Source organism: Pseudomonas sp. GL_139_B (assembly GCF_057834475.1).
Map to the genome: position 1 here is coordinate 1,289,774 of NZ_CM174403.1, position 20,907 is coordinate 1,310,680.

General features: G+C 57.4%; 21 protein-coding genes. 6 read left to right on the plus strand and 15 right to left on the minus strand.

Annotated elements, in window-relative coordinates; translation table 11 throughout:
- Nucleotides 1-221: 221 nt before the first annotated feature.
- Nucleotides 222-1,319, plus strand: a complete 1,098-nt coding sequence (locus AC3ISI_RS05750; RefSeq protein WP_489337629.1) for a PLP-dependent cysteine synthase family protein — start codon at nucleotides 222-224, stop codon at nucleotides 1,317-1,319.
- Nucleotides 1,320-1,435: 116 nt separating this feature from the next.
- Here the strand turns inward: AC3ISI_RS05750 and AC3ISI_RS05755 are convergent, their stop codons facing one another.
- From AC3ISI_RS05755 to AC3ISI_RS05765, 3 genes are all read right to left on the minus strand, one after another.
- Nucleotides 1,436-3,049, minus strand: coding sequence for an NAD(P)/FAD-dependent oxidoreductase (locus AC3ISI_RS05755; RefSeq protein WP_489335863.1), 1,614 nt, complete (start codon nucleotides 3,047-3,049; stop codon nucleotides 1,436-1,438).
- Between the two features lie 95 nt (nucleotides 3,050-3,144).
- On the minus strand, nucleotides 3,145-3,798 hold the full coding sequence (locus AC3ISI_RS05760) for a COG3650 family protein (protein ID WP_489335864.1): 654 nt from the start codon (nucleotides 3,796-3,798) through the stop codon (nucleotides 3,145-3,147).
- Nucleotides 3,799-3,857: 59 nt separating this feature from the next.
- The gene (locus tag AC3ISI_RS05765) at nucleotides 3,858-4,457 is read right to left on the minus strand and encodes a short chain dehydrogenase (protein WP_489335865.1); all 600 of its coding nucleotides are present in this window, start codon (nucleotides 4,455-4,457) and stop codon (nucleotides 3,858-3,860) included.
- A gap of 104 nt (nucleotides 4,458-4,561) precedes the next feature.
- Between AC3ISI_RS05765 and AC3ISI_RS05770 the strand changes: the two genes are divergently transcribed.
- Complete coding sequence (locus tag AC3ISI_RS05770; RefSeq protein WP_489335866.1) at nucleotides 4,562-5,476, plus strand: LysR family transcriptional regulator; 915 nt, start codon at nucleotides 4,562-4,564, stop codon at nucleotides 5,474-5,476.
- Between the two features lie 150 nt (nucleotides 5,477-5,626).
- Here AC3ISI_RS05770 and AC3ISI_RS05775 read toward each other — a convergent pair whose 3' ends face one another.
- The 9 genes from AC3ISI_RS05775 to AC3ISI_RS05815 form a co-directional block, all read right to left on the minus strand.
- The gene (locus AC3ISI_RS05775; protein ID WP_489335867.1) at nucleotides 5,627-6,109 is read right to left on the minus strand and encodes a DoxX family protein; all 483 of its coding nucleotides are present in this window, start codon (nucleotides 6,107-6,109) and stop codon (nucleotides 5,627-5,629) included.
- Entirely contained in the window at nucleotides 6,106-6,867 is a 762-nt protein-coding gene (locus AC3ISI_RS05780) for an HvfC/BufC family peptide modification chaperone (protein ID WP_489335868.1), read from the minus strand. The genes AC3ISI_RS05775 and AC3ISI_RS05780 overlap by 4 nt, the downstream gene beginning before the upstream one ends.
- A complete protein-coding gene (gene bufB, locus AC3ISI_RS05785) occupies nucleotides 6,864-7,718 on the minus strand; it encodes an MNIO family bufferin maturase (RefSeq protein ID WP_489335869.1) in 855 nt (284 codons plus the stop codon). Before bufB ends, AC3ISI_RS05780 begins: the two co-directional genes overlap by 4 nt.
- A gap of 25 nt (nucleotides 7,719-7,743) precedes the next feature.
- Nucleotides 7,744-8,052, minus strand: coding sequence for a BufA1 family periplasmic bufferin-type metallophore (locus tag AC3ISI_RS05790; RefSeq protein WP_489335870.1), 309 nt, complete (start codon nucleotides 8,050-8,052; stop codon nucleotides 7,744-7,746).
- 302 nt (nucleotides 8,053-8,354) lie between these two features.
- Nucleotides 8,355-9,056 carry an ABC transporter ATP-binding protein gene (locus AC3ISI_RS05795; protein ID WP_027925631.1) on the minus strand — a complete coding sequence of 234 codons (702 nt, stop codon included), beginning with the start codon at nucleotides 9,054-9,056 and terminating at the stop codon, nucleotides 8,355-8,357.
- Nucleotides 9,057-9,824 (minus strand): high-affinity branched-chain amino acid ABC transporter ATP-binding protein LivG, encoded by a 768-nt coding sequence (livG, locus tag AC3ISI_RS05800; RefSeq protein WP_489335871.1) that lies wholly within the window; start codon nucleotides 9,822-9,824, stop codon nucleotides 9,057-9,059.
- Nucleotides 9,821-11,077, minus strand: a complete 1,257-nt coding sequence (locus AC3ISI_RS05805; RefSeq protein ID WP_489335872.1) for a high-affinity branched-chain amino acid ABC transporter permease LivM — start codon at nucleotides 11,075-11,077, stop codon at nucleotides 9,821-9,823. Before AC3ISI_RS05805 ends, livG begins: the two co-directional genes overlap by 4 nt.
- Complete coding sequence (gene livH, locus AC3ISI_RS05810; RefSeq protein ID WP_462038688.1) at nucleotides 11,074-11,997, minus strand: high-affinity branched-chain amino acid ABC transporter permease LivH; 924 nt, start codon at nucleotides 11,995-11,997, stop codon at nucleotides 11,074-11,076. The genes AC3ISI_RS05805 and livH overlap by 4 nt, the downstream gene beginning before the upstream one ends.
- Nucleotides 11,998-12,229: 232 nt before the next feature.
- Nucleotides 12,230-13,357 carry a branched-chain amino acid ABC transporter substrate-binding protein gene (locus AC3ISI_RS05815; RefSeq protein WP_489335874.1) on the minus strand — a complete coding sequence of 376 codons (1,128 nt, stop codon included), beginning with the start codon at nucleotides 13,355-13,357 and terminating at the stop codon, nucleotides 12,230-12,232.
- Between the two features lie 351 nt (nucleotides 13,358-13,708).
- Between AC3ISI_RS05815 and AC3ISI_RS05820 the strand changes: the two genes are divergently transcribed.
- Nucleotides 13,709-14,014 (plus strand): DUF2288 domain-containing protein, encoded by a 306-nt coding sequence (locus AC3ISI_RS05820; RefSeq protein ID WP_489335875.1) that lies wholly within the window; start codon nucleotides 13,709-13,711, stop codon nucleotides 14,012-14,014.
- 319 nt (nucleotides 14,015-14,333) lie between these two features.
- On the opposite strand, the gene AC3ISI_RS05825 is transcribed toward AC3ISI_RS05820, so the two are convergent.
- Nucleotides 14,334-16,529: a hypothetical protein gene (locus tag AC3ISI_RS05825; RefSeq protein ID WP_489335876.1), complete on the minus strand. Its 2,196-nt coding sequence runs from the start codon at nucleotides 16,527-16,529 to the stop codon at nucleotides 14,334-14,336.
- A gap of 196 nt (nucleotides 16,530-16,725) precedes the next feature.
- On the opposite strand from AC3ISI_RS05825, the gene AC3ISI_RS05830 reads away from it, so the two are divergent.
- Nucleotides 16,726-17,613, plus strand: coding sequence for an NAD(P)-dependent oxidoreductase (locus AC3ISI_RS05830; protein WP_489335878.1), 888 nt, complete (start codon nucleotides 16,726-16,728; stop codon nucleotides 17,611-17,613).
- 3 nt (nucleotides 17,614-17,616) lie between these two features.
- On the opposite strand, the gene AC3ISI_RS05835 is transcribed toward AC3ISI_RS05830, so the two are convergent.
- Nucleotides 17,617-17,982, minus strand: a complete 366-nt coding sequence (locus AC3ISI_RS05835) for a YkgJ family cysteine cluster protein (protein WP_452625201.1) — start codon at nucleotides 17,980-17,982, stop codon at nucleotides 17,617-17,619.
- Nucleotides 17,983-18,273: 291 nt separating this feature from the next.
- On the opposite strand from AC3ISI_RS05835, the gene AC3ISI_RS05840 reads away from it, so the two are divergent.
- A complete protein-coding gene (locus tag AC3ISI_RS05840; protein WP_489335879.1) occupies nucleotides 18,274-19,623 on the plus strand; it encodes a spinster family MFS transporter in 1,350 nt (449 codons plus the stop codon).
- Nucleotides 19,624-20,136: 513 nt separating this feature from the next.
- Here AC3ISI_RS05840 and AC3ISI_RS05845 read toward each other — a convergent pair.
- Nucleotides 20,137-20,466 (minus strand): lipid II-degrading bacteriocin, encoded by a 330-nt coding sequence (locus AC3ISI_RS05845; protein WP_489335880.1) that lies wholly within the window; start codon nucleotides 20,464-20,466, stop codon nucleotides 20,137-20,139.
- A gap of 71 nt (nucleotides 20,467-20,537) precedes the next feature.
- On the opposite strand from AC3ISI_RS05845, the gene tnpB reads away from it, so the two are divergent.
- Nucleotides 20,538-20,897, plus strand: a complete 360-nt coding sequence (gene tnpB, locus AC3ISI_RS05850; RefSeq protein ID WP_489332793.1) for an IS66 family insertion sequence element accessory protein TnpB — start codon at nucleotides 20,538-20,540, stop codon at nucleotides 20,895-20,897.
- The last annotated feature ends 10 nt before the right edge of the window (nucleotides 20,898-20,907 follow it).

Consider the following 20,907-nt stretch of genomic DNA (forward strand, 5'->3'; position numbering starts at 1 on the left):
AAGGTGGCACACCCTAACCCGTACCGTTAGTTGTTAAAACAAAAGTTATATTCTTTTTTGTTATATGCCGTAACAACGTGAAGGACGGGACCGGACTTGAGCCTAGCAGTTGCCGGCCGTATTGAACGTCAGCTGTACCTGTGCGTGCTGTAGGTTTTTTCCTAAGCTTGGGGCTGAGCCTTGCAAAAAGGCTGACTCTTGCCTGATTCCACGAGAAAACCATCATGAGCGACAACCGACAGTGGGCCCGCGAAGCCATCCGGATCATCGAAGCGGACTTCCAGCGCAGCGCCGATACCCACCTGATCCCCTTGCCGCTGCCGGGTTTTCCGGGCATCGAGTTGTATTTCAAGGATGAATCCAGTCACCCCACCGGCAGCCTGAAGCACCGCCTGGCGCGCTCCTTGTTCCTCTACGCCTTGTGTAATGGCTGGTTGAAACCCGGTGCGCCAGTGATCGAGGCGTCCAGCGGTTCGACGGCGATTTCCGAGGCGTATTTCGCCAGCTTGCTGGGTTTGCCGTTTATTGCGGTGATGCCGGCGACCACCTCCAAAGAGAAGATCGCGCAAATTGCGTTCTATGGCGGCAAGAGCCATCTGGTCGATGACCCGACCCAGATCTACGCCGAGTCCGAACGGCTGGCGCGCGAGCATGATGGTCATTTCATCGACCAGTTCACCTACGCCGAACGCGCTACGGACTGGCGGGCGAACAACAACATCGCCGAATCGATCTTCCATCAAATGCGTTTCGAGCGGCACCCGGAGCCGAGCTGGTTGATCTCCAGCCCTGGCACTGGCGGCACCACCGCAACGCTGGGTCGTTACGTGCGTTATCGCCAGCATTGCACGCGTGTGCTGTGCGCCGATGCCGAACGTTCGGTGTTTTTCGATTACTACCAGAACGGCGATGCCAGCCTGCGCCTGGACTATGGATCGCGGATTGAAGGCATCGGTAGGCCACGGGTGGAAGCGTCGTTCCTGCCTAAAGTGATTGATGCCATGGTCAAAGTGCCGGACGCGTTGTCCTTGGCGGCCATGCACTACCTGGCGCAACGTCTGGGGCGGCGGGTGGGCGGATCGAGCGGGACCAACCTGATCGGCGCCTTGATGGCGGCTCAGCAGATGGCGGTGGCGGGGGAGTCGGGGTCGATCGTGGCTATTCTGTGTGATGGCGGTGAACGTTATGCCACCACCTATTACGATCAGGATTGGCTCAAGGGCCAAGGGTATGAGTTGAGTGGGTTGATGGATACCGTAGCGGCGAGCGTCGAGCGCGGTGAGCCGCTTCCGGCCAGCGTGCTGCGCGCTAATATCTAATACCAAACTTCGCCCCCCGTAGGAGCGAGGCTTGCCCGCGAAGAACGATAATGCGGTCTTTCAGAAAGACCGCGTCAATTTCTTCGCGGGCAAGCCTCGCTCCTACAGGATCTCGGTCAGGCTTCCAGGCCGAGGATGTCGCGGGCCACGGCTTCGGCAATTCGAATACCGTCCACACCCGCCGACAAAATCCCGCCCGCATAACCCGCGCCTTCGCCCGCCGGGAACAAGCCCTTCACGTTCAGGCTCTGCATCGACTCGTTACGGGTAATGCGCAGCGGTGACGAGGTGCGTGTCTCGATCCCGGTCAACACGGCGTCATGCAGCGAGTAACCGCGAATCTGCTTCTCGAACGCTGGCAATGCTTCACGAATGGCTTCGATGGCGAACGCCGGCAAGGCCAACGACAAATCACCCAATGCAACGCCTGGTTTGTAGGACGGTTCAACGCTGCCCAGTTCAGTCGATGGCTTGCCGGCAATGAAGTCACCCACCAGTTGCGCCGGTGCTTCGTAATTGCTGCCGCCCAGCACAAATGCATGGGATTCCAGGCGTTCCTGCAATTCGATGCCGGCCAGCGGGCCGCCCGGGTAATCGACTTCCGGGGTGATCCCGACGACGATCCCGGAGTTGGCGTTGCGCTCGTTACGCGAGTACTGGCTCATGCCGTTGGTGACCACGCGGTTCGGCTCGGATGTCGCTGCAACCACGGTGCCGCCAGGGCACATGCAGAAGCTGTAGACCGAACGACCGTTCTTGGCGTGGTGCACCAGTTTGTAGTCGGCCGCCCCGAGTTTCGGGTGGCCCGCGTACTTGCCCAACCGCGCGCGGTCGATCAGTGACTGCGGGTGTTCTATACGGAAACCCACCGAAAACGGCTTGGCTTCCATGAACACGCCACGGCCGTGGAGCATGCGGAAAGTGTCCCGGGCGCTGTGCCCAAGGGCCAGAATCACGTGCTTCGAATGGATCTGCTCGCCACCATTGAGCTCGACGCCGACCAGTTGGCCATCTTCGATCAACACATCGGTGACGCGTTGCTGGAAGCGTACTTCGCCGCCCAAGGCGCGAATCTGTTCACGCATGTTTTCCACTACACCGGTCAGACGGAACGTACCGATGTGAGGCTTGCTGACGTAGAGGATTTCGTCCGGAGCACCGGCTTTGACGAATTCGTGCAGGACTTTGCGGCCGATGAATTTCGGGTCCTTGATCTGGCTGTAGAGCTTGCCGTCGGAGAAAGTCCCCGCACCGCCTTCACCGAATTGCACGTTGGATTCGGGGTTGAGCACGCTTTTGCGCCACAGGCCCCAGGTGTCCTTGGTGCGCTGACGCACTTCGGTGCCGCGCTCAAGGATGATCGGCTTGAAGCCCATTTGTGCGAGCAACAGCCCGGCGAAAATCCCGCACGGCCCGAACCCCACGACCACAGGACGTTGCTGCAGATCGGCCGGCGCGTGGCCGACTACTTTGTAGCTGACATCCGGTGCCGCATTGACGTTACGGTCATCGGCGAACTTTTGCAGCAACGCGGCCTCGTCCTTGGCGGTGAGGTCGATGGTGTAGATGAAGCACAGTTCGGAGGACTTTTTACGCGCATCGTAGCTGCGCTTGAACAAGGTGAAATCGAGCAGGTCATCGCTGGCGATGCCCAGGCGCTGCACGATGGCAGGGCGCAGGTCTTCTTCGGGATGATCGATCGGCAACTTGAGTTCAGTGATTCGTAACATGGCAGGACCCGGTTCGCGGGGCGCACAACTGCGCCAAGGCGTTTGAAACCGGCGATTATAAGCCCCAAAGGAGGTTTCCCGTGAGGCTTAAACGATCAGTCGTTACGCGAACCGCCGAAATACCCGCAACCGCGTTGTACCTGGCCATTGATGCGCAGTTCGGCGCTCATGTGCTGGACGCTGCCGGTGGTGCTGTCGACGCAACGTTGCGGCGTGACCCACAGTTCGATGTGCTGGTTATTGGCTTCGGTGCCGAGGTTGAAACGGCCATCGCCCAGTTGTTCTTCCACGTATGGCAGGGCCAGAGGCGGTTGACCGGCGCGATCAATCACCATGCCTTTGCCGGTGACCTTGACGCTCCACTCGGGCGAGTGACCCGCCGCGCGAAGAGTCTGCAGTTTGAAATTGGGATCGTCGCATGCCGTGCCCGAGCGCTCGACGCGGTACAGCTGCTCAAGATCGAGACGGCTGTCGACGATGCGCCCGCGCACGTCGGCGAACAACTTGCCCTTGGCATCGGCCAGTGACGCGGCCTGTTGCAGCACGCTGGTGTTGCCGGTGTCGTTGACCACAAAGCTGCGTGTTTCATTGCATGGCTGGAACAGCAATTTGCCGTCCGCCGCTGTCAACTGGCCTTGCATGCGGGTCTGGCCCTCGTGGGAGGCGTTTTCACGCGGGCCATCGAACAACTGACAGGCGGCAAACAGCGGCAGCAGGGCAACAACGACTAAGGAACGGGCAACACGCATCTTTGGCTCTCCAGACAAGTGCTGCCACGTTACTCAGCCTGACCGTTCATCACAAGGGCTCAGCCCACATGAAAGGTCTGGCCTGTCTGCAAGCCTTCTACACTTTTGGCGTAGGCCAATGCCACATCAGTTGCAGGAACCGGTTTGAAACCACGGAAGTAAGGCGCGTACTTACCCATGGCTTCCACCAGCACATTCGGGCTGATCGAGTTCACGCGCAGGCCACGTGGCAGTTCGATGGCGGCGGCGCGCACGAAGCTGTCCAGTGCGCCATTGACCAGCGCTGCCGAGGCGCCACTTCGAATCGGGTCATGGCTGAGCACGCCGGTGGTGAAGGTGAACGAGGCGCCGTCATTGGCGAACTCGCGGCCGATCAGCAGCAAATTGACCTGGCCCATCAGTTTGTCTTTCAGACCCAACGCGAAGCTTTCTTCGGTCATTTCATCCAGTGGTGCAAAGGTCACGTTACCCGCCGCGCAGACCAGCGCATCGAAGTTTCCAGTCTGTTCGAACAGCTTGCGGATCGAGGCGCTGTCGCTGATGTCCACCTGAAAGTCGCCGCTGGTGCGGCCAATACGGATGATCTCGTGACGCTGGGACAGCTCCTTGTCGACCGCCGAACCGATGGTGCCACCTGCGCCTATCAATAGAATTTTCATCGTGCTGTTCCTCGATTGGTTGAATGAGGTCTCAGTCTAGAGTGGTTTTTTCTGTTGATAAGCGCGCTAATAGGCAACCTTTGGTTTTCAAATGGAAACAATCCATGAGCGAGATGGATGACCTGGCGGCGTTCGCGGTATTGATCGAAGCGGGGAGCTTTACCCTGGCAGCGCAGCAGCTGGGTTGCAGCAAGGGGCAGCTGTCCAAGCGCATCAGTTTGCTGGAAGCGCGGTTTTCGGTGGTGTTGCTGCAACGCACTACCCGCCGTTTAAGTCTGACGGCGGCAGGCGCGGCTTTGTTGCCCCAGGCTCAGGCACTGGTCGTGCAAGTCGAGCGGGCGCGTCAGGCATTGGCGCGTTTGAAGGACGACATGGCCGGGCCGGTGCGCATGACAGTCCCGGTGTCACTGGGGGAAACCTTCTTCGATGGTTTGTTGCTGGAGTTTTCCAGCAAGTACCCGGAGGTGCAGATCGAACTCGACCTCAGCAATCAGTATCACGACTTGTCACGGGATGGCTTCGATCTGGCGATTCGCTCCGAGGTGGGCAAGGACGAGCGTCTGGTAGCACGTCCGCTGTTGGCCTGGCACGAAATGACCTGCGCCAGCCCGGCGTATCTCCAACAATACGATGAGCCCCAGACGCCCCAGGCGTTGGCCGAACACCGTTGCTTGCTCAATAGCCATTACAGCGGTCGCGAAGAATGGCTCTATCACCAGCAACACGAGTTGCTGCGGGTGCGGGTGTCGGGGCCGTTTGCCAGTAACCACTACAGCTTGCTGAAAAAAGCCGCATTGGCGGGTGCCGGTATTGCCCGTTTGCCGTCGTATCTGCTGCAAGCGGAATTGGCTGACGGACGCTTGCGTTGGCTCCTTCGCGATTATCAGACGCGGCGTATGCCGATGTACCTGGTTCATCCGTATCAGGGCGGCCTGCCGAAACGCACGCAAGTGTTGGCGGATTACCTGATCGGCTGGTTCAAGCGCAGCGGTGAGGCGCTGGATCGCCTTCAGCGCTAGATTTTGAATGCACACCACAATCCTGATGTGGGAGCGAGCCTGCTCGCGATAGCGGTAGATCAGTCAACATCTCTGTTGAATGTTGATCCGTCATCGCGAGCAGGCTCGCTCCCACAGGGGATCTTCATCACCTGGAGTGTTGGGGCGGCATTAGCGGGCGAAACGCCTGGCGATCAAGTGATCGATGGACAATTTCCCTGGCCCGGTCGCCATCAGGTACAGCAACACCGCCGCCCAGGTGCCGTGAGTCGGGTAGGCGTCCGGGTACACGAACAGTTGAATGGTCAGGGTCATGCCCAGCAAGGCCAGCGCCGAAAAACGCGTGGCAAAGCCAATCAGGATCAGCACCGGGAAAAAGTGTTCGGCGAACGCCGCCATGTGCGCAGCGATCTCTGGCGACAGCAACGGCACGGGGTACTCACTCTTGAACAACGGGATGGTTGAGTCGGCCAGGTGTGGCCAGCCGAACTCGAACGTGCCCTCGATCAGGTCGATGGCGAGGCCTTCGACTTTGGTTTGCCCGGACTTCCAGAACACCGCCGCGATGGAAAACCGCGCAATAAAAGCGATCAGGCTCTGTGGAATCAGTTCCAGCAGCGCAATGGCGCGGCTGATCGGGTTCTGGGTGTTCATGGCAATACCTTGTTGTGGTGTAAGTGAGTAATGGCGTCGTGGCTGATCAATAGGGCCAGGGTCTGGCTGAGATCGAATGCGGGTGCGGTCTCCACTGCCCGAATCAGCGGCTGTCCACTTCGCAGGTTGTGGATGAAGGCGCCGGCGCCGGGCTCGATGACGAAGACTTCAACGTCCAGGCCATTGCGCAGAATCAGTGCGTGTTGCGCCTGGTGCAGGTCAATCCCGGCCAGTGTTGCGTCTTGCTGATGAGCCGCCCAGATCGAAACCACTGCGAAGGCAGAGGTCAGCAGGTTGAGGGACGGGTGAAGTTCGACTGTCAGCTCGTTCAGGGCTTGCGGATCAGCAAGCGCTGCGCCGATCTGTTCATGGCTCAACGGCTGGGCGTCGGCTGCGTGATAAGCGATGGTTCGTAAGCGCTCCAATCGCGCGACATCGGCCAGATACGGCACGCTGTTCGCCGGTTCGAAGCCGTCGATGAACTGCGCAAATTGGTTGCCGTAGTCTTTGATCAGCGGACTCTGGGGCGCGTTGTTGAGCAGATAAACCCCGGCCATGGCACGGAAGAATTCCTCACCTACCAATTGCATTACGACGGGGTAACTGTGGGCCAAGGCGTTGATCAGCGAGCTCTGTACGTTATTGCGATACACCGCGAAACGGCTGGAGGGATCGGCGCCGTTGCTACTGAACAAACCCTCAGGGCAGATCAGTCGGGAATCAAGCAGGGCGGCGGCAAACGCGGCTTGTGTGCTCAAGGCCGACCTCCCGGGAACAGCAACAACTCATCGGCCTGACGCGCCTCGGCCTGCAAGACACTGAAGGCCGGCAATTGATTGTCGCGTTCTATCAGGGTGGCTATCGGGCCTGTCCGCTCCAGTACGTGCTGGTACAACGACCAGACCGCGTTATCGATGGGGGCGCCGTGATCATCAATCAGCAGGCGGTCACCGAGGTTGTCAGTGTCTTCGGCAAAACCCGCCAGATGAATCTCGCCGACGGCATGAAGGGGCAGGGCGTCGATGTAGGCCAACGGATCGCGATGATGATTGATGCACGATACGTAGACGTTGTTCACATCCAGCAATAGCCCGCAGCCGGTGCGGTGGATGACTTCGCTGATGAAGCCGGCTTCATCAATGGTTGAGCGTTCGAACGCCAGATAGGTGGCCGGGTTCTCCAGCAACATCGGGCATTTGAGAGTGTTTTGGACTTGATCGATGTGCTCGCAGACGCGGTTCAGGGTTGCGTTGTCATAGGTCAGCGGCAATAAGTCATTCAGGAACACCGGGCCATGGCTGGACCAGGCCAAGTGTTCGGAAAAGGCCTGGGGTTGATAGCGCTCGATGAGTGCGGCGAGGCGTTTGAGGTGTTGAGTGTCCAGCGGACCTTCGGCGCCAATCGACAAGCCGACGCCATGCAGCGACAGCGGATACTGCTCGCGAATCAACCCCAGGTAATGATGAAACGGGCCGCCGGCCACCATGTAGTTTTCGGCGTGGACTTCGAAAAAGCCGATGTCCGGCTCCGAACCGAGCACTTCACGAAAGTGCTCGGTCTTGAGCCCCAGCCCGGCGCGGGGCGGGAGCCCGAACGGTGAATGGTTCATTGTCGACACTCGGGCGGGGTTCAGATCAGGCTTTTGCTTTGGCTTTGAAGGCTTCCAACTGACCGAAATTGGTCGGCGAGGTCTCGCTTGCGGTGGTGGCGCAGGTGCCTTTCGGGACCAGTTTCCAGGCATTAGGCTGGAAGTCGGTTTTCGAGGTGCCGGCGCAAGTGGTGCCAGCACCTGCGGCGCAATCGTTGTGAACCTTCATGGCTACGCCGAAGCATTTTTCCATGTCATCGGCTGCGTGGACGGTGGACACAGCGGCCATGCTCAGTGCAGAACCGAGGGCCAGCACCAGGGCGGTGGCGGACAGGGTGCGGGTGGTAGCAGTCATGATGTTTCTCCGGTTTTTGAGGTTTTGGTCAGCGGCGTTTGTGCCGGCTTACCCCTCTAGAGAAAGGTCATGGCGATGCGTTACAGCCATCCCCAAAACTTTTTAAAAAACCTCAAAACACCACCAATCCCTTGTAGGAGCCGAGCTTGCTCGCGATAGCAGTAGATCAGTCGACATCTTTGTTGAAAGTGAAATAGTCATCGCGAGCAAGCTCGGCTCCTACAGGGGATTGTCATTGTCTGCAAGGTAAATGGCAGGCACAAAAAAACGGCCCGAAGGCCGTTTTTGTTTACCGCAAAGACTCAACCACCCAGATACGCTTCGCGCACTTTCGGATCAGTCAGCAGCGCTTCACCGGTGCCTTGCATCACCACCCGGCCGTTCTCCAGAACGTACGCGCGGTCAGCAATTTTCAGCGCCTGGTTGGCGTTCTGCTCAACCAGAAACACGGTCACGCCATCCTTGCGCAGTTGTTCGATGATGTCGAAGATCTGCTGGATGATGATCGGTGCCAGGCCTAACGAAGGTTCGTCGAGTAGTAGCAGCTTGGGCTTGCTCATCAGCGCACGGCCGATGGCGAGCATTTGCTGTTCGCCGCCGGACATGGTGCCGCCGCGCTGGGCGAAACGTTCTTTCAGGCGTGGGAAAAGTCCGAGAACCTTGTCCATCTGTTCCTGATAGTCGCCCTTGTCGGTGAAGAAGCCGCCCATGGCGAGGTTTTCTTCCACGGTCAGGCGGGAGAACACTCGACGACCTTCCGGGACCACCGCGATGCTCTTGCGCATGATCTGCGCCGAGGTCTGCCCCACGAGCTCTTCACCCATGTACTTGATGCTGCCGCTGTGGGCTTGCGGCGAACCGCAAAGTGTCATCAGCAAAGTGGATTTGCCCGCGCCGTTGGCACCAATCAGGGTGACGATTTCGCCCTGACGGATTTCCACGTTGACGCTGTGCAAGGCCTGGATCTTGCCGTAGAAGGTGGAAACGTTTTCGAACTGCAGCATTTACGCTTCCCCCAGGTAGGCTTTGATCACTTCGGGATTGTCGCGGATCTGATCCGGCGTACCGTTGGCCAGAGGCGTGCCCTGGTTGATCACGACGATGTGGTCGGAAATGCTCATGACCAGTTTCATATCGTGTTCGATCAACAGCACGGTGACGTTGTGTTCTTCACGCAGCACGCTGATCAGCGCCTTGAGGTCTTCGGTTTCCTTCGGGTTCAGACCAGCAGCCGGTTCGTCGAGCATGAGGATCCGCGGGCGGGTCATCATGCAGCGAGCGATTTCCAGGCGACGTTGCTGACCGTAGGCCAGGGTGCCGGCCGGACGGTTGGCAAACTGCGTGAGGTTGACCTTGTCCAGCCAGTACGCGGCGAACTCCATGGCTTCGCGTTCGCTTTTGCGAAAGCCCGGAGTCTTGAAAAGGCCGGCAAGGAAGTTGGTGTTCAGGTGACGGTGCTGGGCGATCAAGAGGTTCTCGACCGCGGTCATGTCCTTGAACAACCGCACGTTCTGGAAGGTGCGCACCACGCCTTTGAGGGCGATCTTGTGGCCCGGCAGGCCTTCGATGGGCTCGCCGTCCAACAGGATGCTGCCGCCGCTCGGCTTGTAGAAACCGGTCAGGCAGTTGAACACCGTGGTTTTGCCGGCACCGTTGGGGCCGATCAATGCCACGACCTGTTTTTCCTTCACGGTCAGGGCCACGCCATTGACCGCCAGCAAGCCGCCGAAGCGCATGCTCAGATTTTCTACTTTAAGGATCTCGCGGCTCATTTGCGCAGCTCCATGTGAGGACGTTGCATGGGCAGCAGGCCTTGAGGGCGCCAGATCATCATCAGCACCATCAAGGCGCCGAACATCAACATGCGGTATTCACTGAACTCACGCATCATTTCCGGCAACAGGATCATCACCGTGGCCGCCAGCACGACGCCCAGTTGCGAGCCCATGCCGCCCAGCACCACGATGGCTAGGATGGTCGCCGACTCGATAAAGGTGAAGGACTCCGGTGTCACCAGGCCCTGACGCGCGGCGAAGAAGCTACCGGCGAAACCGGCGAAGCACGCACCCAGGGTGAAGGCCGAAAGCTTGATGATGGTCGGGTTCAAACCCAGCGCACGGCAGGCAATTTCATCTTCACGCAGCGCTTCCCAGGCACGGCCCAGAGGCATGCGCAGCAAGCGGTTGATGACGAACAGGGCGAGCAGCGACAACAACACCGCGATCAGATAAAGGAAGATCACCTTGTTGATCGAGTTGTATTCCAGGCCGAAGTACTCGTGGAACGTCTGCAGTCCCTCTGCGGCCGTTTTATCGAAGGTCAGTCCGAAAAGCGTTGGTTTGGGAATGTTGCTGATGCCGTTCGGGCCACCGGTGATATCGGTCAGGTTACGCAGGAACAGACGGATGATTTCACCGAAGCCCAGGGTCACGATGGCCAGGTAGTCACCGCGCAAACGCAATACCGGGAAGCCCAGCAAGAAGCCGAACGTCGCCGCCATCATCCCGGCGATTGGCAGGCAGATCCAGAAGCTCAGGCCGTAGTAATGCGACAGCAGCGCATAACTGTAGGCGCCGACGGCATAGAAACCGACATAGCCGAGGTCGAGCAGGCCGGCCAGGCCGACCACGATGTTCAGGCCAAGGCCCAGCATTACGTAGATCAGCACCAGAGTGGCGATATCCACCGCGCCGCGCGAGCCGAAGAACGGCCAGACCAGCGCACCGATGATCAGCGCAATGATGATCCAGCGCTGGGTGGTCGGCAGGGTCAGGAAGTTACTGGCCTTGGCCGGCATTACCGGCATGTTCGGCGAGGATTTCCAGGCCGAGCTGATCTGATGATCGAACAACACCCGCAGGAACATTAGCACCGAGCACACGGCGATGGTAATCAGCGTGGCGTTACTGGTGCCATGGACTTCGAGGTTGATGCCGACAATGGTCAGTTTCAGACCCAGTACCGGGTAGGCTACGGCCCACACCAGCAAGGCGCTGAACAACGCCTGTTTAAGATTCCTAGTCATACTTTTTCAACCTCCGGACGGCCCAACAGGCCGGTTGGCCGGAACAACAACACCAGAACCAATAGACCGAAAGCCACGACGTCTTTGTACTGGTCGCCGAAGATATCGGCACCGAAGGCTTCCGCTACCCCTAGCACGATCCCGCCGAGCATGGCGCCGGGGATGCTGCCGATACCGCCCAATACCGCTGCGGTGAAGGCCTTGAGGCCGACGAGGAAACCGGCGTTCGGGTTGATCACACCGTATTGCATGCTCAACAGCACAGCCGCGATGGCCGCCAGAGCCGCACCGATGACGAAGGTCAGGGCGATGATATTGTTGGTGTTGATACCCAGCAGGTTGGCCATCTTGATGTCTTCGGCACAGGCACGGCAGGCGCGGCCCAGGCGAGAGCGGGAGATGAACAGCGTCAGGCCGAGCATGGCGACCAGGGTCACCACGAACACCACGATTTGCATGTAGGAAATCAGCACTTCATGTGCGCCACCTGGCCCGAAGGCAAAGTTGCCCGGAATCAGGTTGGGGATGGATTTGTCCTTGGAGTCTTGCGCCAGCAGAACCGTGTTCTGCAGGAATATCGACATGCCGATGGCGGAGATCAGCGGAATCAGACGGTTGCTGCCGCGCAGGGGGCGGTAGGCGATCCGTTCGATGCTGTAACCGTAGGCACTGGTCACGACAATGGTCGCGAGGAAAGCGGCGGTCATCAACAGCGGGACGCTGTCGAGTCCCATCATGGTCAGCCCGGCAATGGCGATGAACGCCACGTAGGAACCAATCATGTACACCTCGCCGTGGGCGAAGTTGATCATTCCAATGATGCCGTAAACCATCGTATAGCCGATGGCGATCAGGGCATACGTGCTGCCAATGGTCAGACCATTAACCAGCTGTTGGAAAAAGTGATAGATGTCAGGCATTACAGCGCTCCTAAAAACCTGATACGCATTTCACTGGTGGAGTCATTTTCCCGCTCGAGCCCCATGGATCTGCATCCACTTCGAATTCGAGGTTTGCCAGCGAACCGCTGATGACGGTTTTGAGATTTTCAGGTGGGGAGACTGGCGGATCACGCCAGCGCGGCCCAAAACGTTCGTAAAACAAAGCCCACGGCACGCCGTGGGCTTTATTGGCAGTCAGTATGGCAAAGCCTTACTGAGGCGAAGCTTCAGTTTTTGGTTTGCCGAAGTGCCACTCGTAAACCACAAATTTGAAGTCTTTCAGGTCGCCTTTCGCGTCGAAGCTCAGGTCGCCAGTTGGAGTCTTGAAGGTGCCTGCGTGGATAGCTTCAGCCACTTTGGCCGTATCTTCGGACTTGGCAGCCGTGATGCCGTCAGCGATCACTTCCACAGCCGAGTAGGACGGGAACACGAACGGACCGCTCGGGTCTTCTTTCTTCGCTTTGAACGCGTCAGCCAGGGCAACGTTGGCCGGATCCTGGTCGAAGGATTTCGGCAGGGTTACCAGCAGACCTTCGGAAGCGTCTTTGGCGATCTGCGAAATGGAGTCGTTACCCACGCCTTCCGGACCCATGAACTTGGCTTTCAGGCCTTTTTCCTGGGATTGACGCAGGATCAGACCCAGCTCTGGGTGGTAGCCGCCGTAGTAGACGAAGTCGACGTTGGCTTGCTTGAGCTTGGCGATCATCGACGAGAAGTCTTTGTCACCGGCGTTGACGCCTTCGAACACGGCAACCTTGACGCCTTTGGCTTCCAGGGTTTTCTTCACGGCGGTGGCGATGCCTTCACCGTATTGCTGTTTGTCGTGCAGCACAGCAACGATTTTCGGTTTTACGTGATCGGCAATGTAGTTACCGGCGGCAGGGCCCTGGGCGCTGTCCAGACCGATAGTGCGGAACACCATTTTGTAACCACGAGCGGTGATGTCCGGGCTGGTGGCAGCCGGGGTGATCATGATCACGCCTTCGTCTTCGTAAATGTCCGAAGCCGGTTGAGTGGAGCTGGAGCACAGGTGGCCAACCACGAACTTGACGCCGTCGTTGACGACTTTGTTCGCGACCGCGACCGCTTGTTTCGGATCACAGGCGTCATCGTATTCAACGGCTTCGAGTTTCTTGCCGTTTACGCCGCCTTTGGCGTTGATCTGTTCGATGGCCATTTTGGCGCCACTGAACTGCATGTCGCCGTATTGGGCTACAGGACCGGTCTTAGGGCCGGCGATGCCGATCTTGATCGTGTCAGCTGCGAACGAATGGCTGGCAACCCCGGCCAGAACCATAGCGGCAAACAGTTTGGAAATCTGCTTAGTAGCCTTAGTCATAGTGCTCCACTCTTACTGTTGTAGTTTTTATAGTCCTGGCGCCGTAGCAGCAGAACCGGGTCAGATATCTGCGATACCTTCCGGAAAATGCCCCCGACAACTGTACCGGTACAGTGTAGAGCGCCAATTGTTAGCCTGGGAAGCTGGCGCAAGGGGGCAAAACCTGAGGATGTCGCTTTTTTGAAAGAAAAAGACAGAATAGCGGCGGGATGTTAGCTGGCTAATTGCTTGATTCAGCAGCATTCCTTGGCTTTCCTGGGTTTTTTCAATCGGTGACTAAATTGCATCCGGGTTTTTCTGACGGACCACCAACGTTATCATTCGCGTCGATTTCTTTTCCGGACAGGACCCATGACTCAAGAACCTAGCACCCTCTATGCCAAGCTGCTTGGTGAAACCGCATCTATTACCTGGAAAGAACTGGAACCGTTCTTCGCCAGGGGTGCCCTATTGTGGGTCGATCCGGATCTGGATTTGATCGCCGCCGCCGAGGCCGTGGCCCAGGATGAGGGCGAGAAAGTGGCTGCCTGGCTGGCTGCTGATCAAATCGCCAAGCTCTCTGAAACGCGGGCGTTGGATCTTTTTGAACGCGATCCGCAGCTATGGGCTGTCGTGGTTTCGCCGTGGATTCTGATCCAGGAAAGGGCGACGAACTGAATCGCTGCGCCTTATTGGTGCACCCCGTTGGCGACCAAAAGTGTGTAGGTGAGTAGCGTGATGGCATGTTGCCGTAGAGAAAGGCCACAGGCGGGGCCAGCATCACGGTGACGTAAACGTAACGGGAACAGTTCAGTGAGCAGCCGAAGGGCTGCTTAATTGTTTCTGGTTTGTGGATTTGTGGCGAATCTGATGCCGCCATCGCGGGCAAGCCCGGCTCCTACAGGGTTCGCTGGCGTTCACAAATTTTGTGATCGTCATCGCCCCTGTAGGAGCCGAGCTTGCTCGCGATTGGCCACGACGCGGTGTTGCGCCGGTCTTAGGCGGTCTTGCCAGTATGGTTATTGAGGGAAATAACCTTGGTCTTGCCAATCCGGTGACGGTAGATCTCACGCAAGTACTTGATCGCTTTTTTCACACAATCACGCGACAAACGAATGTCGTTGATCGAGACAAACTTGTCCTTGTCGTTGATCAGCTCGCGGTACTTCTTCTCGTACATCGGTTTGATCGCGTACCAGTTGGTATCGAGGATCTTCGCCGGGTTCTCGAATTCATTGAGCAAGTCGTCGATCCGGTCTTCGTCGAACTCTTCATTAATGATGAAGTCGAGGATCGAGTTATCCAGCGTTTCGTCGAAGCGATACGGGGTTTTCGCAAAGCAGCGTTTGATGAACGCGACGATCAGTGTCAGGAAGTCGTCCGACAGGCACGGGCTCTTGGCGATCAGGGTGGTCAGCGACAAGTTGGCCGATGCGCCGATCACCAGCGCGTAACGCTTGAGCGTGGTGTTGGGGAACAGGCTGTTGAGGTGGGTCTTCAACCGGTTCAGATCCATGTAGGACAACTTGTAGTCTTTGGGCAAGGACACAATCGACACCACCGACGAGCAGTTCTTGAAGAAGTGCAGGTCGTGTAATGCCGCCGCGTCGTAACCGGAATTCTTGTACTGCTCAAGCGACGCGCGATAGCGCTTGGACTCGATCGGCAGCAGGCTGATGCCTTCGATCGCCTGGGTCACTTTGTTGAAGTGCGGCAGGTCGATGGAGCGGAAGAACAAATCGTCGATGTTCAGTCGCTGCGGCTCTTTCTCGAAAACCTTGAACTTGTCACTGCTTGGTGGTGGTGTTTCCGGCACCACGGACTCGGCATAGGCAATCGCCACCGGGCCGGCCAGGCTCATGAACAGGTCGTTGGCGTCCAGGCGAATGGTTTCGCCGATGTCGATGCCGGCGCGGCGGAAATAGTTCTGATCGTAGTCCGTCGTGACCGCTTGCGCGGTCAGGATGTTGAAGATCTGCTGCGAAATGTATTGGTTGGCGTGTTTTTCCATCGCATTGACGTCAATGTTCTGGATGTTGCCGTCATCGCTTTCTTCGGCATAACGCATGATGTCGTTGGAAATCAGCATCATGGCGTTCCATGGGCGGATACGCCCCATGACGCTGGCTTCGCTGCTGTCTTCGTTGGCGAAGTTGTAGGAGAAGTCCCACTCTTCCGACAGGTATTTGCACAGCAGTCGACCGGCGTTGATGTGCAGCGCCTCGGACATTTCACTGCGGTGATCGGAAATGTTCGGCAGTACGCAAATGCCGCTGGTGAAGATCGGCTCGAAGACGAAGGAATGACCGCTTTTGCCGTCGTGCTCGTCCATTGGCTTGGTGTCGAACGTCTTGTTCATGTACGAGTGCTGCTGGGCCAGGCCGAATTCGGAAGCCATGCCCGAACCGGTACCGCCGCCGGCGCTGAAAATCGAGAAATACAGGCGCGACTGATTGGCCTTGATTCCGCAGCTGTCGATCAGGTACGAGTGAATCATCTTCCAGTCCGGGCTGGAGAAACGCTGGGTATCCTTGTTCAGGATGATCTTGGCCAGGTACTGACCGAGAATTGGTGCGTTACCGGCACCACCGGCGTGGACTTCCGACAAGTCCATGATTTTCATTTTGCTGTAGTCGCGCAGGAAACCGCTTTTTTCGCCCTTGCGCGAGAAACGGATGCGACCGGCGATGTCTTTGTCGAGGTCGCCGAGCATGACCAGCGGTTCCACCAGGAACACCGGCTTGGCGCCCTTGTTGGTACCCAGGCGCAGGTTATTACGAATCCATTGTGCCGGGCTGTAGCCCTTTTCTGCATAACGTTTGTCCGACGACAGACGGTCTTCGTTATTGAATTCGTTGAGATAAAACTTGCGGGCGTTGTACACCAGCTCCGCAACGTCCAGGGCGATGTTGGAACCGCAGCGGCCCAAACCGATCAGGCACACCGACGGGAATTCCTGGTCGCTGTGCTGTTCGCTGGTGCCTTCCAAATGTGGGGGGCGCGGGAACACCATGTCGCGCAGGCCGTCGAGGTTATCGAGGATGCGGTCAGTATTGGTTTCGGTGAAATACAGGTATTGCTGTGTGGCCAGCGGGCGCGCCGGGATCAATGGCTTCAACGATGAGGGGCTGTTCGCCGCAGGGCTCAGAAGCAGATCGGAGACCGCAGTGGCCGGGTTATTTTTAGAAGTCATTGTGCGCCATCTACCTGGACTTGTTGGTTGGCGACATCTGTCGTCGAACCATTCACGGAATGGGGGGGCTCGCGTCTTTTTTTGCGCGTATTTGGCCCAAGTCTCAGGGACTTTCCTGAGCAACAGTGGGGGAATCCTTTCCTTAGTCATGATGAATCGGCCAATATTCGGCGTTCTTTAATCAAAGGGAGGCTAAATGATGTCAACGCTACCTTCGTTGGGGTTCGCCGGGATCGGTCTGATGGGCCTGCCCATGTGCCGGCGCCTGTTGGCAGCGGGCTATCCGTTGACCGTGTGGAATCGCAATCCAGCCAAGTGCGCGCCGCTGGTTGAGGCCGGTGCTCGACAAGTGGCAACGCCTGCTGAATTGTGTCAGCAGGCCGACATTGTCATGTTGTGCCTGGCGGACACCGCAGTCGTGCGCGAGGTGGTTTTTGGCCCGGCCGGGGTGGCTGCAGGGGCGAAAAGCGGTCAGTTGCTGGTGGACTTTTCCAGCCTGGAGCCCAGCGCCACACGAGAAATGGCCAAACAGTTGATCAACATCACGGGGATGAGTTGGCTGGATGCTCCGGTGTCCGGCGGCGTGGTCGGCGCCGAGGCCGGCAGCCTGACGATCATGGTGGGTGGCGAGGCCGGGGATCTGCAGCGAGTGCGTCCGCTTTTGCTGACTGTGGGCCAGCGTGTCACCCACATGGGCGGAGTCGGGGCCGGGCAGGTGACCAAGGCGTGCAATCAGATGATCGTGGCGTGTAATGCGCTGGTCATCGCCGAAGTGGTGGCGTTGGCAGAATGTTCCGGAGTTGATGCTCGAATGATCGCCGAGGCACTCGCCGGTGGTTTTGCCGATTCAAAACCGTTGCAGATCCTCGCTCCGCAAATGGCCCTCAGCCAATTTGAACCGGTGAAATGGCATGTGCGCACGCTGCTCAAGGACCTCGACAGCGCCGTGAAGTTTTCCCGCGAACAGGGTTCGGCCACGCCACTCAGTGGATTGGCTGCACAGTTAATGCGACTGCATGGGTGTCAGGGTTTCCTGGAAAAAGATCCGTCAACGTTAGTGCAGATGTACCGCGAGCCAGGCTAAGCCTCAGGCGCTTTGTTCGTAGGGCATGTCGAACTCCGGTTGCAAGGCCGGAAGGCCGAACGCTGCCCGGGCCGCGTCGCAATCCACGTTAGCCTCGCCATTTTCCCATGAGGCTTCGAATTCACGGCAGGTGCTGGAACGTTCGTTGTAAATCGAGCATTTGACCTCGCTGCCGACTTCACCCACCAGGCTGACACAGCGGGTGGGTTTGCAGTCGGTGCCAAGCATTGCCACCCGACTGGGGCTGATCGACGCGACCAGGTCGTCAGGCACCGTTCCCCCGGCCGAGGTGCATTCACCCCAGAAAAAAGACACACGGAAATGAGAACAGCAGGCACCGCAATTCAGGCATGGACTGACTTCGGACATGGGCGATTATCTAAGGAGGAATAGGCACGCTGGGAAGCGGGCAGGCTCGCTATTCTAGGCTTCGCCACGGGCTTTGGAAGGGGGGGCGAAAGGTATTTTTCAACGACGGGTGGCACTGTGAAAACATCGGCCCAATGCTCGTGAAACCAGGGCCTGGCGGTCAGCAGGTCTGCTTAAATGCCATGGACTGATATCAGCCTGACAAATAATGACAGACAGTGTTGGCGGGCCTGCCTAGATTGACGGTTCCGGGGACAGTGAGGCCCCAATAACAATAAAAGAGACGGACCCATGCAGAACTCGACCCAAGCGGCGAATGCCTGGCGCATTCTGTTCCTGTTGTTTCTGGCCAACCTGTTCAACTTCTTCGATCGCACTATCCCCGCCATCATTATCGAGCCGATCCGCATGGAATGGCACCTTAGCGACTTTCAACTGGGGATCGTCGGCACCGCTTTCACCCTCGTTTATGCAATAGCCGGCTTGCCATTGGGACGGATGGCCGATACCGGTTCGCGCCGCAAGTTGATGGGCTGGGGCCTGGCGGTTTGGAGCGGGCTGACGGCGGTCAACGGGCTGGTGGGCAGCTTCTGGAGTTTCCTGATCGTGCGCATGGGCGTCGGTATCGGTGAAGCCAGTTATGCTCCCGCCGCCAACTCGCTGATCGGCGATTTGTTTCCGGCGCATCGCCGGGCGCGGGCGATGGGCATCTTCATGCTGGGCCTGCCGTTGGGGCTGCTGCTGGCATTTTTCACCATCGGCGCAATGGTCAAGGCGTTCGACAGCTGGCGCGCACCGTTCTTTATCGCGGCAGTACCGGGGTTGATCCTGGCGATTTTCATGTTCTTCATCAAGGAGCCGAAACGCGGCGCAGCAGAAACGGTGCAGGTGTCCCAGGAGCGCATAGACCGGCCAATCCGCCGGGTGCTGGCGGTTCCGACTTTCCTGTGGCTGGTGATGGCGGGGCTGTGTTTCAACTTTGCGACCTACGCCTGCAACTCATTTTTGGTGCCGATGCTGCAGCGCTACTTTCTGATGCCATTGCAGGAAGCTGCAGTGGCAACAGGTGTGATCGTCGGCGTCACCGGTCTGTTCGGCTTGACGCTCGGCGGTTGGGTCGCTGACAAGATTCACCAGCGGGTGGCCAACGGGCGGCTGTTGTTTGCAGCGTTTAGCCTGATTATCTCGACTCTGTGCACGGCCTGGGCGCTGCATTCCGGCCGAATCGAGATTGGTGTGTTTGTCGCGGTCTTCAGTGTGGGCTGGTTGTTTGCCTACAATTTCTACACCTGCGTCTACACCGCGATTCAGGACGTGGTCGAGCCACGCTTGCGGGCTACGGCGATGGCCCTGTTCTTTGCCGGTCTGTATTTGCTGGGCGGTGGCTTGGGGCCAGTGGTGGTGGGCGGTTTATCTGACCACTTTGCGCACATGGCGATGCTGGCAGCCGGTACCGAGCAGATGACCGAGGCATTCAAGGCGGTCGGGCTGCATGACGCGATGTACCTGATTCCGGTGGCGTTGTTTTTCACCATGGTGTTTCTGTTTATAGCATCGCGGTGTTTTGTGCGGGATTCGAAGCGGATGAAGGAAGGGTTGGTGGCTGTGGTTGAGCCTGGAGTTGCTGTGGAGACTGCCTAAAGGGGTTCACTTTTGGTTTTGTCTGCTACCCGTTTAGGGGTGGCAGACACTAGCAGGACTATCACGCCTGCAAAAAAAATGACCCCGATGATACTGTTTAATGTCTCAATTACAAATAAACCAATCACGAGTATTCCGAGAAGTGAGGCAAGCAATAGGGGGAAGTTTGAAATTGAAAAAATGAGTAGCCTTACAGGAAATGATTTGAATTTTGTAAAGATCGATATAAGAATGCCTACGCTTGAAAATATGATGGCTGGGATGCCTATGGCTAGCAGTGCTATCGTCAGTAGTAATACAACAGGTAGGCCTGTAGTATCGGAAAGATCCTTCGGGTTTGGTGGGAGTTGGATTGCTGCATGAAACAAGGAAAACCAGGCGGCAATGAATAGTACAAATGAAATCAGTAGACGTTGGTATGGTCGCATGGAGTGTTGTTCCTGATATATGGATTGGTCGCACATTATGTACGCGACCAATATTGCATCTATTATAATGTGTTGTTGGAGGCGGTTAGCGCTCTATTGTTATCACATTCGTCCCTTTAATTGCTATTTGATAAGGTTGGGCGTTCAAGTATTTTTCAACGGCGGCAAGAACGCGGGTAGCACTTTCACCTATTGCACTGCGAAAATCCCCTGGGTTAGCGTCGTAGATGTCATTGTAAGATCGAGCTCCACCATTGAAAGACAATTTGCCACTTTCATACTTCATGATTGTGCCTTCAATTTTTAAAGTAATATTGCCAAGCCACATCTCGGTGAGAAAAGAGTTTGAGCCAGTATTGTAAGGTACCTTGTCTAGAACAATTGCTGTTTGCCCCGTCGGAGGTATCCGCTCCATGAACTCCACATTCCAAGCTGATAGTTGACGGCTGATGCTGTGCTCCCGATTTCCATCAGGAGCCCATCACCATGATGCGTCCAAATGCCAGCGTCGAAAAAGTGTACCTCTACCCGAAGCCTGTAGATTTTCGAAAGTCCATCGACGGCTTGGCTGCGTTGGTCGAACTGGACATCAAAGTTGCGGTGTTCGACCCCGTGCTTTTCGTCTTTCTAAATCGCCACCGCAACCGCGTCAAAGTGTTGTACTGGGAGCGCAACGGCTTCTGCCTTTGGCTCAAGCGCCTGGAGTCGGAACGTTTCAAAACATCGCCCGATGCCACCGACGAGGCCATCGTGTTAAGCGTCCAGGAGTTGAACTGGTTACTCGACGGTTTTGATCTGTGGCGTAACCGCCCCCATCAGGTTTTGACTCCAAGATTTGTCGCCTAAAGGTTATAAT

Excerpts from the sequence above, each read along its gene's own strand:
- AC3ISI_RS05755 (WP_489335863.1), bottom strand. The coding sequence starts at position 3,049 with ATGTTACGAATCACTGAACTCAAGTTGCCGATCGATCATCCCGAAGAA.
- AC3ISI_RS05760 (WP_489335864.1), bottom strand. The coding sequence starts at position 3,798 with ATGCGTGTTGCCCGTTCCTTAGTCGTTGTTGCCCTGCTGCCGCTGTTT.
- AC3ISI_RS05765 (WP_489335865.1), bottom strand. The coding sequence starts at position 4,457 with ATGAAAATTCTATTGATAGGCGCAGGTGGCACCATCGGTTCGGCGGTC.
- AC3ISI_RS05770 (WP_489335866.1), top strand. The coding sequence starts at position 4,562 with ATGAGCGAGATGGATGACCTGGCGGCGTTCGCGGTATTGATCGAAGCG.
- AC3ISI_RS05775 (WP_489335867.1), bottom strand. The coding sequence starts at position 6,109 with ATGAACACCCAGAACCCGATCAGCCGCGCCATTGCGCTGCTGGAACTG.
- bufB (WP_489335869.1), bottom strand. The coding sequence starts at position 7,718 with ATGAACCATTCACCGTTCGGGCTCCCGCCCCGCGCCGGGCTGGGGCTC.
- AC3ISI_RS05790 (WP_489335870.1), bottom strand. The coding sequence starts at position 8,052 with ATGACTGCTACCACCCGCACCCTGTCCGCCACCGCCCTGGTGCTGGCC.
- AC3ISI_RS05795 (WP_027925631.1), bottom strand. The coding sequence starts at position 9,056 with ATGCTGCAGTTCGAAAACGTTTCCACCTTCTACGGCAAGATCCAGGCC.
- livG (WP_489335871.1), bottom strand. The coding sequence starts at position 9,824 with ATGAGCCGCGAGATCCTTAAAGTAGAAAATCTGAGCATGCGCTTCGGC.
- AC3ISI_RS05805 (WP_489335872.1), bottom strand. The coding sequence starts at position 11,077 with ATGACTAGGAATCTTAAACAGGCGTTGTTCAGCGCCTTGCTGGTGTGG.
- livH (WP_462038688.1), bottom strand. The coding sequence starts at position 11,997 with ATGCCTGACATCTATCACTTTTTCCAACAGCTGGTTAATGGTCTGACC.
- AC3ISI_RS05815 (WP_489335874.1), bottom strand. The coding sequence starts at position 13,357 with ATGACTAAGGCTACTAAGCAGATTTCCAAACTGTTTGCCGCTATGGTT.
- AC3ISI_RS05820 (WP_489335875.1), top strand. The coding sequence starts at position 13,709 with ATGACTCAAGAACCTAGCACCCTCTATGCCAAGCTGCTTGGTGAAACC.
- AC3ISI_RS05825 (WP_489335876.1), bottom strand. The coding sequence starts at position 16,529 with ATGACTTCTAAAAATAACCCGGCCACTGCGGTCTCCGATCTGCTTCTG.
- AC3ISI_RS05830 (WP_489335878.1), top strand. The coding sequence starts at position 16,726 with ATGATGTCAACGCTACCTTCGTTGGGGTTCGCCGGGATCGGTCTGATG.
- AC3ISI_RS05835 (WP_452625201.1), bottom strand. The coding sequence starts at position 17,982 with ATGTCCGAAGTCAGTCCATGCCTGAATTGCGGTGCCTGCTGTTCTCAT.
- AC3ISI_RS05840 (WP_489335879.1), top strand. The coding sequence starts at position 18,274 with ATGCAGAACTCGACCCAAGCGGCGAATGCCTGGCGCATTCTGTTCCTG.
- AC3ISI_RS05845 (WP_489335880.1), bottom strand. The coding sequence starts at position 20,466 with ATGGAGCGGATACCTCCGACGGGGCAAACAGCAATTGTTCTAGACAAG.
- tnpB (WP_489332793.1), top strand. The coding sequence starts at position 20,538 with ATGATGCGTCCAAATGCCAGCGTCGAAAAAGTGTACCTCTACCCGAAG.